At 72.8% G+C, this 14,696-nt stretch carries 13 protein-coding genes; 7 read left to right on the forward strand and 6 right to left on the reverse strand.

The annotated features are described in order from the left end of the window. The first annotated feature begins 1 nt into the window (after position 1). The gene (locus tag AC5PYY_RS05455; protein WP_493898781.1) at positions 2-1,993 is read left to right on the forward strand and encodes an alpha-amylase family protein; all 1,992 of its coding nucleotides are present in this window, start codon (positions 2-4) and stop codon (positions 1,991-1,993) included. A gap of 54 nt (positions 1,994-2,047) precedes the next feature. Next, positions 2,048-2,215: a DUF8730 family Cys-rich protein gene (locus AC5PYY_RS05460; RefSeq protein WP_493898782.1), complete on the forward strand. Its 168-nt coding sequence runs from the start codon at positions 2,048-2,050 to the stop codon at positions 2,213-2,215. A gap of 386 nt (positions 2,216-2,601) precedes the next feature. Here the strand turns inward: AC5PYY_RS05460 and AC5PYY_RS05465 are convergent, their stop codons facing one another. Both AC5PYY_RS05465 and AC5PYY_RS05470 read right to left on the reverse strand, forming a co-directional pair. Continuing rightward, the gene (locus AC5PYY_RS05465; protein ID WP_493898783.1) at positions 2,602-2,928 is read right to left on the reverse strand and encodes a hypothetical protein; all 327 of its coding nucleotides are present in this window, start codon (positions 2,926-2,928) and stop codon (positions 2,602-2,604) included. Beyond that, positions 2,925-3,068 carry a hypothetical protein gene (locus tag AC5PYY_RS05470; protein WP_493898784.1) on the reverse strand — a complete coding sequence of 48 codons (144 nt, stop codon included), beginning with the start codon at positions 3,066-3,068 and terminating at the stop codon, positions 2,925-2,927. The genes AC5PYY_RS05465 and AC5PYY_RS05470 overlap by 4 nt, the downstream gene beginning before the upstream one ends. Before the next feature lie 123 nt (positions 3,069-3,191). On the opposite strand from AC5PYY_RS05470, the gene AC5PYY_RS05475 reads away from it, so the two are divergent. After that, complete coding sequence (locus AC5PYY_RS05475) at positions 3,192-4,703, forward strand: UDP-N-acetylmuramoyl-L-alanyl-D-glutamate--2,6-diaminopimelate ligase (RefSeq protein ID WP_493898785.1); 1,512 nt, start codon at positions 3,192-3,194, stop codon at positions 4,701-4,703. A 100-nt stretch (positions 4,704-4,803) separates the two neighbouring features. Here the strand turns inward: AC5PYY_RS05475 and lgt are convergent, their stop codons facing one another. Beyond that, complete coding sequence (lgt, locus tag AC5PYY_RS05480; protein WP_493898786.1) at positions 4,804-5,712, reverse strand: prolipoprotein diacylglyceryl transferase; 909 nt, start codon at positions 5,710-5,712, stop codon at positions 4,804-4,806. Between the two features lie 162 nt (positions 5,713-5,874). Next, entirely contained in the window at positions 5,875-6,951 is a 1,077-nt protein-coding gene (locus AC5PYY_RS05485) for a 3-hydroxyisobutyryl-CoA hydrolase (RefSeq protein WP_493898787.1), read from the reverse strand. Positions 6,952-6,988: 37 nt separating this feature from the next. Here AC5PYY_RS05485 and AC5PYY_RS05490 point away from each other — a divergent pair, with 37 nt between their 5' ends. Both AC5PYY_RS05490 and AC5PYY_RS05495 read left to right on the forward strand, forming a co-directional pair. Further along, positions 6,989-7,900, forward strand: coding sequence for a DUF5926 family protein (locus tag AC5PYY_RS05490; RefSeq protein WP_493898788.1), 912 nt, complete (start codon positions 6,989-6,991; stop codon positions 7,898-7,900). Positions 7,901-7,933: 33 nt separating this feature from the next. Then, positions 7,934-8,866: a glycosyltransferase family 2 protein gene (locus tag AC5PYY_RS05495; protein ID WP_493898789.1), complete on the forward strand. Its 933-nt coding sequence runs from the start codon at positions 7,934-7,936 to the stop codon at positions 8,864-8,866. A 148-nt stretch (positions 8,867-9,014) separates the two neighbouring features. Here the strand turns inward: AC5PYY_RS05495 and AC5PYY_RS05500 are convergent, their stop codons facing one another. Further along, complete coding sequence (locus tag AC5PYY_RS05500) at positions 9,015-11,297, reverse strand: hypothetical protein (RefSeq protein WP_493898790.1); 2,283 nt, start codon at positions 11,295-11,297, stop codon at positions 9,015-9,017. Between the two features lie 197 nt (positions 11,298-11,494). On the opposite strand from AC5PYY_RS05500, the gene AC5PYY_RS05505 reads away from it, so the two are divergent. After that, positions 11,495-11,935, forward strand: a complete 441-nt coding sequence (locus tag AC5PYY_RS05505) for a DUF4446 family protein (protein WP_493898791.1) — start codon at positions 11,495-11,497, stop codon at positions 11,933-11,935. A gap of 255 nt (positions 11,936-12,190) precedes the next feature. On the opposite strand, the gene AC5PYY_RS05510 is transcribed toward AC5PYY_RS05505, so the two are convergent. Further along, on the reverse strand, positions 12,191-13,234 hold the full coding sequence (locus AC5PYY_RS05510; protein ID WP_493898792.1) for a diacylglycerol/lipid kinase family protein: 1,044 nt from the start codon (positions 13,232-13,234) through the stop codon (positions 12,191-12,193). A 36-nt stretch (positions 13,235-13,270) separates the two neighbouring features. Between AC5PYY_RS05510 and serS the strand changes: the two genes are divergently transcribed. Further along, complete coding sequence (gene serS / locus AC5PYY_RS05515; protein ID WP_493898793.1) at positions 13,271-14,551, forward strand: serine--tRNA ligase; 1,281 nt, start codon at positions 13,271-13,273, stop codon at positions 14,549-14,551. The last annotated feature ends 145 nt before the right edge of the window (positions 14,552-14,696 follow it).

Here is a 14,696-nt window from a genome sequence, read left to right on the forward strand (position 1 = left end):
TGTGACGCGCGAACTCCCCTGGCCCGTGACACTTGCCCCCGACGCCCGCACCCGCATCGAGGCGATCCTCGCTCCCCTCCCCGGGCACCGCCAGACCACCTTCGTCCTCCGCGTCGCCCGCTGGTGGGACGACCTGGTCGCCGGGCTCGCCCCTTACCCCGACCCCCCGGCGCTCGCCGCGCGGACGCTCGAGCTGGCGGCGACGGCATACCGGGATCGCGACGACGAGCTGCACCTGCTGGACGAGCAGCGCTCGCTCGAGCCGGACTGGTTCCAGCGGCCCGGGATGATCGGCTACGCCGGGTATGCCGAACGGCTGAGTCCCGAGGGCACGATCACCGCGCTCGCGGGTCTGGCGGACCACCTGAGCGACCTCGGCGTCGCCTACCTGCACCTCATGCCGCTGCTCCAGCCGCGCCCGGCGCCCAACGACGGAGGGTATGCCGTCGCGGACTACCGCGCGGTCCGCTCCGACCTCGGCACGATGGAGGATCTGCGGGCGCTCACCACGAGCCTGCGCGAGCGCGGGATCAGCCTCTGCCTCGACCTCGTCCTCAACCACGTCGCCCGCGAGCACGAGTGGGCGCAGGCCGCCCGCGCGGGCGACCAGCACTACCGGCGCTACTTCCACGTCTACGACGACCGAGAGGTCCCCGACGCCTACGAGCGCACGCTGCTCGAGGTCTTCCCCGACTTCGCGCCGGGCAACTTCACCTTCGACGAAGAGCTCGACGGCTGGGTCTGGACGACGTTCAACAGCTATCAGTGGGACCTCGCGTGGAACAACCCGGACGTCTTCTGCGAGCTCGCCGACGTCATCCTCTATCTCGCCAACCAGGGCGTCGAGATCCTGCGCCTGGACGCCATCGCGTTCATCTGGAAGCGGATGGGCACCCAGTGCCAGAACGAGCCCGAGGTGCACCAGCTCACCCAGGCGCTGCGCTCCCTCACCCGCATCGCGGCGCCGGCGGTCATCTTCAAGGCCGAGGCGATCGTCGGCCCCAACGAGGTCGTGCACTACCTCGGCCAGGGCAAGCACCACGGCAAGGTCTCCGACCTCGCCTACCACAACAGCCTCATGGTGCAGATCTGGTCGATGCTCGCCAGCCGCGACTCCCGGCTGGCCACGCACGCGCTCGGACGCTTCCCGGTCGTGCCGGCCAGCACCGCCTGGATCACCTACCTGCGCTGCCACGACGACATCGGCTGGGCCATCGACGACGCCGACGCGGCCTCGGTCATGGTCGACGGCTTCGGGCACCGGGGTTTCCTCTCCCGCTACTACGCGGGGGAGTTCCCGGGCTCACCGGCGCAGGGGCTGGTCTTCCAGCACAACCCGGCGACCGGCGACAAGCGCATCTCCGGCACCGCCGCCAGCCTCGTCGGCCTCGGCACCGCACTGGAGGAACAGGCCGGCGCGGTCGACATCGAGAGCGTCGAGGAGGCCGACACCGCGGTCGACCACGCGGTGGCGCGGCTGTTGCTCGGCTACACCATCGTCTACGGCTTCGGCGGGATCCCCGTCATCTGGTCCGGTGACGAGATCGCGGCCCTCAACGACGAGTCCTGGGCCGAGACGCCCGAGCAGGCCGACGACAACCGGTGGGCGCACCGGCCGCGGCTGGACCGGGAGCGGCTCGCCGAGGCGAGCGCCGACCCCACGTCCCCCACGGGCCGCGTGCTCAGCGGGCTGCGCCACCTCGCGATCGCCCGGGCGGCGCTGCCCCACCTGCACGCGAGCGTCGGCGCCAAGCTCGTCGCGGCGCCCGATCCCGGCGTCTTCGCGGTGCTCAGGCGGCATCCCGTCGGGCCGATGCTGCAGCTCTACAACGTCACCGAGACGCCGCGCAGCGTGCCGGAGTGGTGGGTGCGGGAGCAGGGTCTCGCGATCGACCAGACCATCGACGCGCTCAACGGCTACCCCCCGAGCACCGCTGCCGACGGATCGCTCTACCTGTCCACCTACCAGCCGGTGTGGCTCGTCCGCCCCTGACACGGCATACCCCCTGGGGTATGCTGAGCGGGTCCCCGAGCGAAGGAGAGACCCATGTGTCGCGCCGTCACCTGCACGACCTGCGGCAAGACGACCTGGGCGGGCTGCGGTCAGCACGTCGACCAGGTCAAGAAGGCTGTCCCCGCGGGCCAGTGGTGCCCCGGGCACGAGGAGAGCGAGGGATCGGGGCGGGGGTTCTTCGCCAGGCTCTTCGGGCGATGAGACGCGCGCCGGGCGCGCCCTGACCGCAGCCGCCGGACGTTTGCCCGTTGCGCCCGGCGGTCGCGCTATCCCTCGGCGATGACGACGAAGTTGGCGGCGGTATGCCCGTCGTCGAGATAGCCGAAGGCGTCGTCGCAGGTGATGATCGCCAGTCTCGGAGTGCTCGGTTGCTCGCCCCAGACCGTGCGCGACCGGGCGAGCTCCTGCTTGTCGATCGCACTGGCGGAGGTCCGGGGGAGTGCTGGTGCCGGGCACGTCAGGCATCAGCTGGATGGCGAGCAGTCCGCCCGGCACCACGGCGACGACGAGACCGACGACGACGCGCAGCAGCGGGGGCACCGGACCACTGGTCCGGCGCCCGCGCGTGGGGTCGCTCATGCCGGCGCTCAGCCCTCCTGGCGGGCACGGCGCAGGCCGACGGCGGCCAGACCAAGGCCGGCAGCGGCAGCCAGGCCCAGCGGCAGGGCCGGGTTCACACCCGTGGCCGGCATGTCGGTCTGCACGACCGGGCCGAGCGGGCTGCCGCTGTCGTCACCGGCGCCACCCGGCTCGGTGGGCTCGGCCGGGTGCGTCGGCTCGGTCGGCTTCTCCGGGTGGGTGGGCTCCTCGGGCTCGGTCGGCTCCTCGAGCTCGCCGTCCTCCTCCCAGTCCACCTGCATGTACTCGCCGTAGTTCGAGTAGTCGCCCTCGGCCTTCTCGCAGGCGACGTTCACGAAGCCCTCCTCCTCGAGTGCGCCTCCCAGTAGGCAGGGTTGGTGTTGTCCGGGTTCGTGGCATAGGCCGCGCCGGCCCCGCCACTGGCCAGCAGGACGGTGGCGGCTACGGCAGCCGTGCTGCGACGGGACGCAGTCATGAAGGGTTCCATCTTTCTCGCGGCCCGACTCCGTGCCGGGCTCGCGCGAAATACCACGACACCACGACACCACGGCGCGCGCGGACCACGCCGACAGCGGGCGCGCCGCCTATCCTGTCCGCCATGCGTCTCCCTGACCTCGTCGCCGTCCTCGACGCCGAGCTGATCGACCACACCCACCCTGCGTCCCCCGAACCGATCGAGGTCACCGGGGTCAGCCACCAGGCCGACTGGATCGAGCCGGGTCAGGCCTTCGTGGCGATCCGCGGCGCGCGCTTCGACGGGCACCAGTTCATCGCCCGGGCGGTGGAGCGGGGGGCGGTGGCTGTCGTCGGTGAGGGCATGCCGCCCGGTATGAGGATTCCCGTGCCCTACCTGCGCGTCACCGCCGCGCGGCAGGCGCTCGCGGACGCGGCCACCGCGGTGCTGGGTCGGCCGAGCGAGGACCTGACGGTGCTCGGCGTCACCGGCACCGATGGCAAGACCACGACGTCCTGCCTCGTGCTGCACCTGCTGCGCGAGACCGGCAGCGCGACCGGGCTGCTGTCGACCATCGGCTACGAGCTGCCCGACGGCGTGCTGCGCCAGCCGCCCTCGCACTTCACCACTCCCGAGGCGCCGCAGGTGCAGCAGATCCTGCGCGACATCGCTGACGCCGGGGCCACCCACGCGGTCGTCGAGTCCTCCAGCCACGCGCTGGCCCTCGACCGGGTGCGGGGCGTCGACTACGACCTCGCGATCTGGACCAACCTCACTGGCGAGCACCTCGACTTCCACGGCACGATGGAGCGCTACTTCGCCGACAAGGCCAAGCTGGTCCGGCGCGCCCGGCTCAGTGTGCTCAACGTCGACGACACCCCCTGGGTCGAGCAGCTCGTGCCGCTCGCGACGGAGGGTGGCCGCGGCCTGACGACCTATTCGGCCGAGGGGTCGGAGGCCGACTGGCGAGCCACCGACGTCGTCGAAGGCCCGGACGCGATCACCTTCACGGTGCACGCGCCGGAGGGGACCGCCGAGGCGCGGCTGCCGATGATCGGGCGCTTCAACGTCGCCAACGCCCTGGCGGCGATGGCCGGGGTCGCGGCGACCGGGGTCGGGCTGGAGGCGCTCGTCGCCGCGCTGTCGACCTTCCGCGGGGTCGCCGGACGGATGGAGATGGTCGAGCGCCGCGACGGTGAGCCGCGGGTGATCGTGGACTTCGCGCATACCCCCCCGAGCCTGGAGAAGGCGCTCGACACGGTGCGGGTGACGACCGAGGGCGCGCTCTGGGTGGTGCTCGGCTCGGCCGGCGGGCCGCGCGACCCCTCCAAGCGGGCGCCGCTCGGGCGGGTCGCGACCGATCGCGCCGACCGCGTCGTCTTCACCGAGGAGGACCATCGGACGACGCCGCTGGCCGAGATCCTCGAGGAGATGGAGCGCGGCGCGCGCGAGGCCGGGCGCAGCAACTTCGTCTCGATCGGCGACCGCACCGAGGCGATCCGGTATGCCGTGCGCGAGGCCGCCGCCGCCGACACCGTCGTGCTGGCCGGCAAGGGGCCGGAGGAGACGATGGAGCGGGGGACCGAGCTGGTGCCGTGGGAGGAGATCGAGGAGGCCCGCCGCGCGCTCGCGGTCCGCCGCGGCGAGCAGGTCTGAGAGGCGAGCAGGGCCACCACGTTTTCGACCATGCCTTTTCGCGCCATGGCGCGACAACCAGTGGTCGAAATCGGAGTGAGTCGCGCGCCGAGTGACCGTCTCAGGCCGCGGAGTCGCCCCGCTCCTCGCTGCCGGCCTCGGCCACCTCCGGCTCGGGCTCGGGCGTCTCGACCTCGGGCCGCCGCAGCGCCCGGACCACGAGCACAATGCCCGCCACGATGAGCGGGATCGTCAGCCACTGCCCCATGTTGAGCCCTGTCGCCGCGGCGAAGTCGGACAGCTGCGCGTCCGGCTCGCGGAAGAACTCCACGACGAAGCGTCCGCCGCCGATCCCGATCGCGAAGACCCCGGCGAGCAACCCGGGCCGCCAGCGCGCCCGCGTGCGCCAGAAGAGCCAGAAGAGCACGACGATGAGGAGCGCGCCCTCGAGCGCTGCTTCATACAGCTGACTGGGGTGACGCGGCTCGTCGCCGGCGCCGGGGAAGACCATCGCCCACGGCACGTCGCTCGGGCGGCCCCACAGCTCGCCGTTGATGAAGTTCGCGATCCGGCCGAGCATCATGCCGATCGGCACGTTGACCGCGATGTAGTCGGTCACCCGCAGCGGCGGCAGCTTCTGCCGCCAGCAGAACCATCCCATCGCCACGAGCACGCCGATGAGGCCGCCGTGGAAGCTCATGCCGCCGTTCCACGGCATGAGGAGCTCCCACGAGGTCCAGAGCGAGGGGTTGTAGAACGTCGCGTAGCCCAGACGCCCGCCGATGATGATGCCGAAGGTGACGCCGATGATGAGGTCGTCGACCTGCCGCGGGGTGATCGGGCTGCCGGGGGCCTTCGCCATGCGGGTGAAGTGCCAGTAGCCCAGCAGGATGCCGAGCAGATAGGCCAGCGCGTAGTAGCGCAGCATGAACGGGCCGATCTCGATGCCCTGGGAGAGGCCGAGGTCGGCCCAGCGCAGCACGTCGTCGTCGCTGGCCGTGGTCGCGAGCGCGGCGGGGAGGGTCAGCACGGTCCCGACCCTAGTCGGTCCGGCTGGGTGCTCCCCGAGGTATGCCGTCACGGCAGACCGCGCGGTCGGTCACGGCATTTCGCGCGGTCGGTCACGGCATTTCGCGCGGTCGGTCACGGCATTTCGCGCGGTCGGTCAGGAGGTGGGACGTGTGCTTAAGCCTCAGGCGCGCTCGCCAAAGGCGGCGAGCACCTCCTCGCGGGGCACGTCGGCGACCGAGGCGTGCTGCCAGCGCGGCGAGCGGTCCTTGTCGACGAGCTGGGCCCGCACGCCCTCGGCGAAGTCGGGGTGCCGCGCGAAGGTCGCGCCGAGCACCCTGTCCTGCGCCAGCACCTGCTCGACCGTCATCGAGGCCGCCCGCCCCAGCGCCTCGAGGGTGACCGCGACCGAGTGCGGCGACCGGGCGGCGATGAGCTCGGCCGCCTCCTGCGCCTCGGGCTCGGGCCGCTGGCGCAGCCGCTGCAGGATGGCGGCTGCGTCGTCGCCGGTGTAGCACGCGTCGATCCAGGGGCGCTGCTGCTCCAGCCACGAGCCGCCAGCCCCCACGCCCGCACCCGACACACGCTCCGCCAGCGCCGCGGCGTCCGCCGACGGGTCCCCGCGCAGCGCGGCGAGCACGTCGGCATACCGGTCGGAAGGCACGAGGGTGTCGGCCATGCCGAGCGCGATGGCGTCCGCCCCCGCCACCGGCGCCCCGGTGAGCGCCACGTGCGTGCCGATCTCACCCGGTGCGTCGGCGAGGTAGAAGAGCCCGCCCACGTCAGGGAAGAAGCCGATGATCGTCTCCGGCATCGCCAGCTGCGTGCGCTCGGTGACGAGCCGGACCGACCCGTGGGCCGAGACGCCGACGCCGCCGCCCATGACGATGCCGTCCATCCAGGCGACGTAGGGCTTGGGGTAGGCGGTGATGAGGGCATTGACGGCGTACTCGGCCTCCCAGTAGGCCTCGGCCTCCTCCGGCCGCCCCTCGCCGATCGCCTCCCGCAGCGCCCGCACGTCGCCGCCGGCGCAGAGCCCGCGCTCGCCGGCTCCCTCGATGACCACCGCGGCGACCGCGTCGTCCGCGGCCCAGGCGGTGAGCTGCTGGAGCAGCGAGTCGATGCTGGCCCGGTCGAGCGCGTTGATCGCGCGGGGGCGGTTCAGCAGGATCCGCCCGAGGCAACCGTCCACGGCATACCGGACCTCGTCGCCGTGGCCGGAGGCCGGCCCCCACCCCGGTGTCGCCGCGTCGTCGCTCATGCTCAGACACTTTCACGGCGCACGTAGACTCCCCGGCATGGGTAAGGCATCACGCAAGAAGCGCACACGCGACGCAGGCCAGGCCGGAGCGGGCAAGCCCGCGCGGGCTCCCTTCGTGGCGCGCCCGTTCGACGGGCTCGCCGGCGAGACGGAGTGGGTGGCGATGCGGGAGATCCTGCCCGCCGCCCAGGCGCGGGTGCAGGTGGTCGTGCCCGAGGGTATGCAGATCGGCGGCCAGGCGGTCCCCGCAGGGGAGCACGAGGTGACCCTCGTGACGGTGCTGCCCGCGGCGATGCCCGCGATCCACCGCGACTCCGGCGAGGTCCTGGTGGCGCTGCAGTCGCGCACGTCCAGCGGCGACGCGTCGCGCGACGTCGTGCAGGCGATGCTGACGGCGCTCGCCGCCGACCCGGGCACCTCGGTCAACTCGGTGCGTCCCGCGACGTCCGAGACCCCCCGGCTGCAGGACCTGCTCGCCGACGGGCAGGAGCTCGACGTCGAGGTGCACGACGACTTCGGCTTCTGGCTGGGTGAGGACGCCACGCCCGAGCAGAAGGCGGCGCTGGAGGAGATGAACGACACCGCCGTGCCGATGGCCCGGGTGGAGGGAGCGCCGACGGCGTTCTGGTGCCACATGAGCGGCCGGTCCTACATCCGCTGGATCCTCGGCCAGGACGAGGACACCGCGCTGGAGGCGCTTGCGCGGCTCAGCGCTGCCGGCGAGCACACGCTGGGCGAGGGCACCGAGCTCCTGGGAGCGTTCCGCGCCGCGGGCCTGCTCGTGCCGGTCATCGAGGTGGACGCCTCCAGCGAGGCCGGTGACCACGCCGAGGCGCTCGGCGAGCTCCAGAGCAGGTATGACGCCGCCCTCGCCGAGTCGACCCCGCTCACCGATGCCGAGCGCCGGGCCAAGAACGGTCTGGTCTCCCGCCAGGTCACCCTGCGGTGAGTCGCCGGAGCGGCTGAGAGAGGGCGGATGGCGATGGGCACGAGCACCGGGGAGGGCCCCGTCGAGGGCGTGCTGCAGCGGCAGGTCGTCGCGGTCGTGCCCGCCAAGGACGAGGAGCAGCGGATCGGGGCCACCCTCGCCGCGCTGCGCCGGCTGCCGGCGGTGGGGGCGATCGTCGTCGTCGACGACGGGTCGACCGACCAGACCGCGCACGTCGCGGAGTGGGCCGGTGGGGTCGAGGTCGTGCGGCACGAGCGCAACCGCGGCAAGGCCGCGGCGCTCGCGAGCGGTGCCGGGCGGGCCCAGGAGCTGCTGCCCGGGTCGCCGCTGCTCTTCGTGGACGCCGACCTGGAGGAGTCGGCGGCCGAGCTCGGGCCGATCATCACTCCGGTCCTCGTGGGGCGGGCCGACATGACGATCGCCGTGCTGCCGCCGCAGCCGGGCGCGGCGGGAATGGGGCTGGTGGTGCGCACGGCGAGCACCGGCATCGCGCAGCTCACCGGCTGGACGCCGACCCAGCCGTTGTCGGGGCAGCGCTGCCTCACCCGCGAGGCGTTGCTCGACGCGATGCCGCTGGCGCGGGGCTGGGGCGTCGAGGTCGGCCTGACGATCGACGTCATCCGCTCCGGCCGGCAGGTGCTGGAGATCCCGTGCGAGCTCCGGCACCGCGCGACGGGGAGCGACATGGCCTCGCAGGTGCACCGGGCCCGCCAGCTTGCCGACGTGTCGTTGGCGATCGCCGAGCGCTCCGGCGTGCCCGACAAGGTGCGCGAGGGCGGGCTGGAAGGGAGCAGGATCGTCCGCGAGCAGGGCGCGCGGCTGGCCGAGGTCGCCCGCGAGCGTGGGATGCCCGCGGCCAAGAGGGCGGCCGGGCAGGTCAACGAGCAGGTGCAGCGCCACGGCCGCCCGCTGCTGGATCGGGCCCGCAAGGAGTGGCGCCGGCGGCAGCCGCCCACTCAGCGCTGAGGCCCCTTGAGGAAATGGACATAGCTTTTTGGGGAACGGGCCCCAGATTCCTCTGTCCAGAACCTGGGGCCCTGAGGAAGTAGACATAGCTTTCTGGGGAACGGTCCCCAGATTCCTCTGTCCAGAACGTGGGTCGGGAGCCAACTCCTCAGCCGCGGACGGGGCGCCTCGCCGCGAGGACGGCGACGCCGGCCCCGATGAGCACGGTGAGGCAGGCGGCGACGGCCGCGATGCCCGAGTCGTTGAGCACCCAGGTCAGCACCAGGGCGACGACGGCGACCGCGGCGACGGGCGGCATACCTGACTGCTCCCACAGGGCGGCGCTCCACGCCGGCCGGCGCCAGACGAGCACGGCGAGCCCCGCGAGCGCCAGCACCGCCAGCCACGACACCGGGTAGCTCACCAGTATCCCCAGGCTCTGGTCCAGCTTGCGGGTGACGATCCCGAGCGCCTCCCCGTCGAGCACCGACTGCACGAAGTCGCCCAGATGCGTCCGTGCCTCGACCGGGCGCAGCCAGTCGAGCACCATGACGGCCACCGCGAGGGCCGCAGCGAGGCTACCGACGAGCAGCAGGCTCCGCGTCGTCCAGCGGCGACCGAGCGCGGCGAGGGCGACCAGCCCGGTCGCCACGCCCATCGCCGGCACACTCCCGAAGTCGGCCCCGGCCTGCGGCGCCGCGCCCAGGGCGGTCGTGGCGAAGCCGAGCAGGAGGACGGCGGCCATCGCCTCACCGCGCGACGGTATGCCGTGGCGCAGGTCAGTCAGACCGCTCGGCCCGCTCGGCTGGCCCGGCTCGCCCGCCCGGATCAAGGGTGCCGGCGCGAAGGATCGCGTCGGGGTGGGGTGCGCTGCCGCGGACTGATCGCCCCGCGCGACGTCGACGGCCGGAGCCCGGAGCCAGGTGAGCACCGCTGCCATGAGCACGAGGGTGGCACCGAGCACGAGCCCGAAACCGACGTTGCCCTGACCGTAGAACCGCCCCGCGGTCACCGGCTGCAGCCCCATGACCGAGACGAGCCCGAGCCGAGAGGACCAGATCGTGTCGACTCCCAGGACGATGAGGGTGAGCGCCGCGACGACGGCGGGCGCGGCCAGGGGGGAGCGGCGGGCCGAGGGGAGCCACCACGCGAGCGCGACCAGGGCTGCACCGACCCCGAGCACGAGGGCGGTGAGCGTCGGCCACGGCTGCTCGGCGCGCCACCACGGTGCGAGCCCGGCAAGGAAGGTCGCGGCCGGGACGGCCATGACGAGCAGGCTCACCGCGGTCAGGAATGTGCCTGGAGCGCCGGTGCCGCCGGAGATGCCAGGGCCGCCGGATGCGCCGTTGCCGTCGGAGGTGCCAAGGCCGCCGGGGGCCGCAGCACTGTCGTCGCCCGCGTCGCCCGGGCCCTCCCGAGACGCGCCTCCCCGGGAGGTGGCGGCCCACCGCCACAGACCCAGGGCGAGCGCCGGGAGCAGGACCAAGGCGAGGGCTGCGAGCGTCCCGGGCGCGGTCACCTTGGTCCAGCTGACCGCCTCGGCGAGGTCGGCGGCGCGGGCGGCCGCCGACTCGTCGGCCTCCTCTCGCACCACCTCCACCCGTGCGCCGGGAAGCGTGGCCTCCGGCGGGTCGAGGCCGGCGAGGTGTAGCAGCGTGGGTGTGAGGTCGACCAGCTGGACCAGCCCGGCCTGCCGGGTCGAGGCCGACGTGAGGAGAGTGGGGTCGGCGGCCGTCTCGGCGGAGACGTCGGCGACGACGAGGGCCTGCGCGGTGGCCCGGCCAGCGGTCTGGCCCATCCCCGCCACCACGACGGTGGTCCCCGGTGGTTGCTGCTCGATCAATCGGGCCAGCGCCGCGTCCGTCTCGGGCAGCACGTCGGACCGGTCGCTCTCGTAGACGATCGGCCCCTCCACCAGATGGATCCGGCACTCCGCGTCGAGCTCGGGATCACCCAGCAGCCCCTCGCCCGCGGCCGGCACGGCGCGGTTCTCGCCGTTCACCCGCCGCAGTCCGTGCGTCGCCAGACAGGTGCCGCCCGCCGTCGCTGCGTCCTCCAGCCGGGAGAGGTCGGGAGTGGTCGAGCCCTCGCCGTAGAAGCCGCTGCCACCACCGCCGTCCCTCGCGCAGCCGGTGCCTCCGCGGCGCTCCCCGGCGCCGACCGTCAGCCAGGCATCCTCGGTGCACGCGACCTCCGGCGTGGCGCGCAGCACGAGGGCGGCGCTGCCGCCGACGGCGGTCAGGTCCTGCAGCGTCGGTGTGGTTTCGTCGACGACGTCCCAGGTCAGGCCCGGTATGCCGACGAGCACCACGCGGGGCTCGTCCGCCACCGGGAGCGGCCGGGTGTCGGGAGCGTGCGCCGGGGCGAGGTCGGTCGCGACGGCGAGCGCAGCCACGCACCACGAGGCGAGCACGGAGACGACGAGCGTCCACGCCAGCGCGCGTTGCCGCATACCTCACCTCCGTCGGTGCATGGTCCCACGGCGACCTCGGCCCCGGCTGGATCCAGCGCGCCGGTCCTAGGCCCGCGCCCGCGGTGAGGATCAGTCCACCTGCACCGATCCTCGCCGGGTGGGGCCGGGGTATCTGGTGAGGATCGGTACACCCGCACCGATCCTCACTAGGTGAGCCGACGACATACCCTGAGCGGGTGGACCCCGAGCTGCTCGCCTGGATCGCCGGTGGCGTCGCCTTGCTCGCGCTGCTGCTGGCGGTGGTGGCCTGGCGGCGGCTGCGCGTCGTGGACCGACGGCTGACCCAGCTCGTCGAGGCGGGTGCGCCGACCACGCCCGAGCGCGGGCGGATCGAGGCGCTCGAGGCCGAGCTCGGCGCGGTACGGGGCGATCTGGCGCAGGCGTTGCGTCACGTGGCGGTGGTGCGCTACGACGCGTTCGGGGACATGGGCGGGCGGATGAGCTTCAGCGCGGCGGTCGTGGACGACACCGGTGACGGCATGGTCATCAGCTCGATCCACGCGCGCGGCGAGAGCCGGACCTACGCCAAGGGGATCGTCGGAGGAGACTCCGAGATCGTCCTCACTCCCGAGGAGCGGCAGGCACTCGACGCCGCCCGCACCGGCCGCGACGACTGACCGCCCGCGCGGTATGTCGTGACTGGCCGCGCGGTATGCGGTGCCTGGCCGCGCGGTTTGCCGTGACTGGCCGCGCGGTATGTCGTGACTGGCCGCGCGGTATGTCGTGACTGGCCGCGCGGTATGTCGTGACTGGCCGCGCGGTATGTCGTGACTGGCCGCGCGGTATGTCGTGACTGGCCGCGCGGTTTGCGGCGCCCGCGTGCAGAGCGTGCGTCCGGTGCGCGCAGACGAGGCGGACCGCGGGAAGGCTGCTCAGGCGGTGGAGCGGTGGAGAACCGCGCCAGAGTCGGCTGGGAGGCGTACCAGGAGGCTGCCGGGGTCGCTCTCGATCCGCATCGCGATCGCCGAGCCGAGCGTGTCGCCGTCGATCTCCAGCTCCACCGGCTTGTCCGAGAGCACGCGCACCTCGCGCGCCTGCAGGTGATCCACCCGACGGTGCCCGATCTTGCGGCGCGTGCTCAGTTGGGCGATCGTCGCGGCCCAGCCGACGATCCCCTCCGGCGACAGGAGCACGGCGTCCAGGGTGCCGTCGTCGGCGATCGCGTCAGGGAGCAGCTCCATCCCGCCCTGCAGCTTCCCGACGTTGCCGACCATGACCGAGCGCACCCGTCGATGCATCGCCTCCCCGCCGTCCAGCCGCACGTCCACCGTGAACTGCGGGCCCTTGAGGTGCCGCAGACCGGCCACCAGATAGGCCATCCACCCGACCCGGGCCTTGAGCTTCTCCGGCGCTGAGGCCATCACCTCGGCGTCGAAGCCGAGCCCCGCCATGACGAGGAACCGGTGCTGCTCCCGCACCTCTTCGCTCCCGCGCGCGTCCACCGCGTCGTCGAAGTCCACGTTGCGGGAGGGGTCGTCGTCATCCTCCAGCCGGTCGGCCAGCTGCGACGACGTGGGCCGGATCAGCTCCAGGCGACACGTATCAATCGGGGTGTTCTCGCCGTTCAGAGCGGCCTCGAGGGCCTCCTCCAGCGAGTCAATCGGCAGGTCGAGGTTGCGGGCCAGCAGGTTGCCGGTGCCTCCCGGCAGCAGCCCGACCGGCACACCGCTGTCGACCATTTCCGACCCCACGGTGCGCACCGTCCCGTCGCCACCGAGCGGGCAGACGACATCGACGCCCGCCGCCCGGGCCTCCCGCGTCTGCCCGGCGCCAGGATCGTCCTCGGTCGTCTCCAGCCAGAGCGGCTCCTGCCATCCCAGCCGACGGCATACCTCCTCCACCTGCTGCCGCACCGCGTCCACGTCCTCGAACTTCGTGGGGTTCACGATGACCGCCGCGCGGCGCGAAGAATCCATGGGCCGAGGGTAACCGCGCGCCGTTAGGCTTGCCGCATGATCGACATCCGCGACCTGCGCAGCGACCCCGAACGCGTCCGCACGAGCCAGCAGGCCCGCGGTGAGGACCCTTCCGTGGTCGACCAGGTGCTCAGCGCGGACGAGACCCACCGCACGTCGCTGGCCGAGTTCGAGGCCGCCCGCGCGGAGCAGAAGGCGTTCGGCAAGAAGGTGGCGCAGGCGCAGGGCGAGGAGAAGCAGACACTGCTGGCCGAGGTCAAGGAGCTCGCCGCCCGGGTCAAGACACTCGAGGCCCAGGCATCCGAGGCCTCGACCGCGCGCGACCAGGCCATGCGGCGCATCGGCAACGTGGTCATGGACGGTGTGCCGGTCGGCGGCGAGGACGACTTCGTCGTGCTCGAGACCGTGGGCACCCCGCGCGACTTCGCGGCGGAAGGATTCGAGCCGCGCGACCATCTCGAGCTGGGCGAAGGGCTGGGCGCGATCGACATGGCGCGCGGCGCCAAGGTCTCCGGTGCCCGCTTCTACTACCTCCTCGGCGACGGCGCCCGGCTCGAGCAGGCGCTCATGGGCCTCGCCCAGCAGATCGCGCAGGAGGAGGGCTTCACCCCCGCGATCGTGCCCAACCTCGTGCGCCCGGAGACGATGGCCGGCGCCGGCTTCCTCGACGCCCACGCCGACGAGGTCTACCGGCTCGAGGCCGATGACCTCTACCTCACGGGCACCTCCGAGGTCGCGCTCGCCGGCCTCCACGCCGACGAGATCCTCGACCTCACCGACGGCCCGCTGCGGTATGTCGCGACCTCCACCTGTTACCGCCGCGAGGCCGGGTCCTACGGCAAGGACACCAAGGGCATCTTCCGGGTGCACCAGTTCCAGAAGACCGAGATGTTCGTCTACTGCCGGGTCGAGGACGCGGTTGCCCAGCACGACGACCTGCTGCGGATCGAGCGGCGGATGCTCGATGCGCTCGAGCTGCCCTACCAGGTCATCGACGTGGCTGCAGGAGACCTCGGGGGGCCGGCCGCGCGCAAGTTCGACTGCGAGGCCTGGGTGCCGACGCAGGGCAAGTACCGCGAGCTCACCTCGACGTCCAACTGCACCACCTTCCAGGCCCGCCGCCTCGGCACCCGCGAGCGCGACCCGCACGGCAGCGGAACCCGCGCGGTGGCGACGCTCAACGGCACCGTGGCGACGAATACCCGCCCGATCGTCGCGTTGCTCGAGAACCACCAGCAGGCGGACGGCTCCGTGCGCGTCCCCGAGGCGCTGCGCCCCTTCCTCGGAGGTATGGAGTCGCTCACGCCGCGCGGCTGAGGTTGCCGGAGCGAGCAGGCGAGGCTCTCGGAGAGCAAGCCAGGCTGCTGGAGCGCGCAGACGAGGCTCTCGGAGTGATGGGAGAAGGCTCTCGGAGTGAGCAGACGAGGCTCTCGGTCGAAAGGGTGAGGGCGTCTCCGTCGTG

It is taken from the genome of Serinicoccus sp. JS2-9 (assembly GCF_059025165.1).

Excerpts from the sequence above, each read along its gene's own strand:
- AC5PYY_RS05460 (WP_493898782.1), top strand. The coding sequence starts at position 2,048 with ATGTGTCGCGCCGTCACCTGCACGACCTGCGGCAAGACGACCTGGGCG.
- AC5PYY_RS05470 (WP_493898784.1), bottom strand. The coding sequence starts at position 3,068 with ATGACTGCGTCCCGTCGCAGCACGGCTGCCGTAGCCGCCACCGTCCTG.
- AC5PYY_RS05475 (WP_493898785.1), top strand. The coding sequence starts at position 3,192 with ATGCGTCTCCCTGACCTCGTCGCCGTCCTCGACGCCGAGCTGATCGAC.
- AC5PYY_RS05485 (WP_493898787.1), bottom strand. The coding sequence starts at position 6,951 with ATGAGCGACGACGCGGCGACACCGGGGTGGGGGCCGGCCTCCGGCCAC.
- AC5PYY_RS05490 (WP_493898788.1), top strand. The coding sequence starts at position 6,989 with ATGGGTAAGGCATCACGCAAGAAGCGCACACGCGACGCAGGCCAGGCC.
- AC5PYY_RS05495 (WP_493898789.1), top strand. The coding sequence starts at position 7,934 with ATGGGCACGAGCACCGGGGAGGGCCCCGTCGAGGGCGTGCTGCAGCGG.
- AC5PYY_RS05500 (WP_493898790.1), bottom strand. The coding sequence starts at position 11,297 with ATGCGGCAACGCGCGCTGGCGTGGACGCTCGTCGTCTCCGTGCTCGCC.
- AC5PYY_RS05510 (WP_493898792.1), bottom strand. The coding sequence starts at position 13,234 with ATGGATTCTTCGCGCCGCGCGGCGGTCATCGTGAACCCCACGAAGTTC.
- serS (WP_493898793.1), top strand. The coding sequence starts at position 13,271 with ATGATCGACATCCGCGACCTGCGCAGCGACCCCGAACGCGTCCGCACG.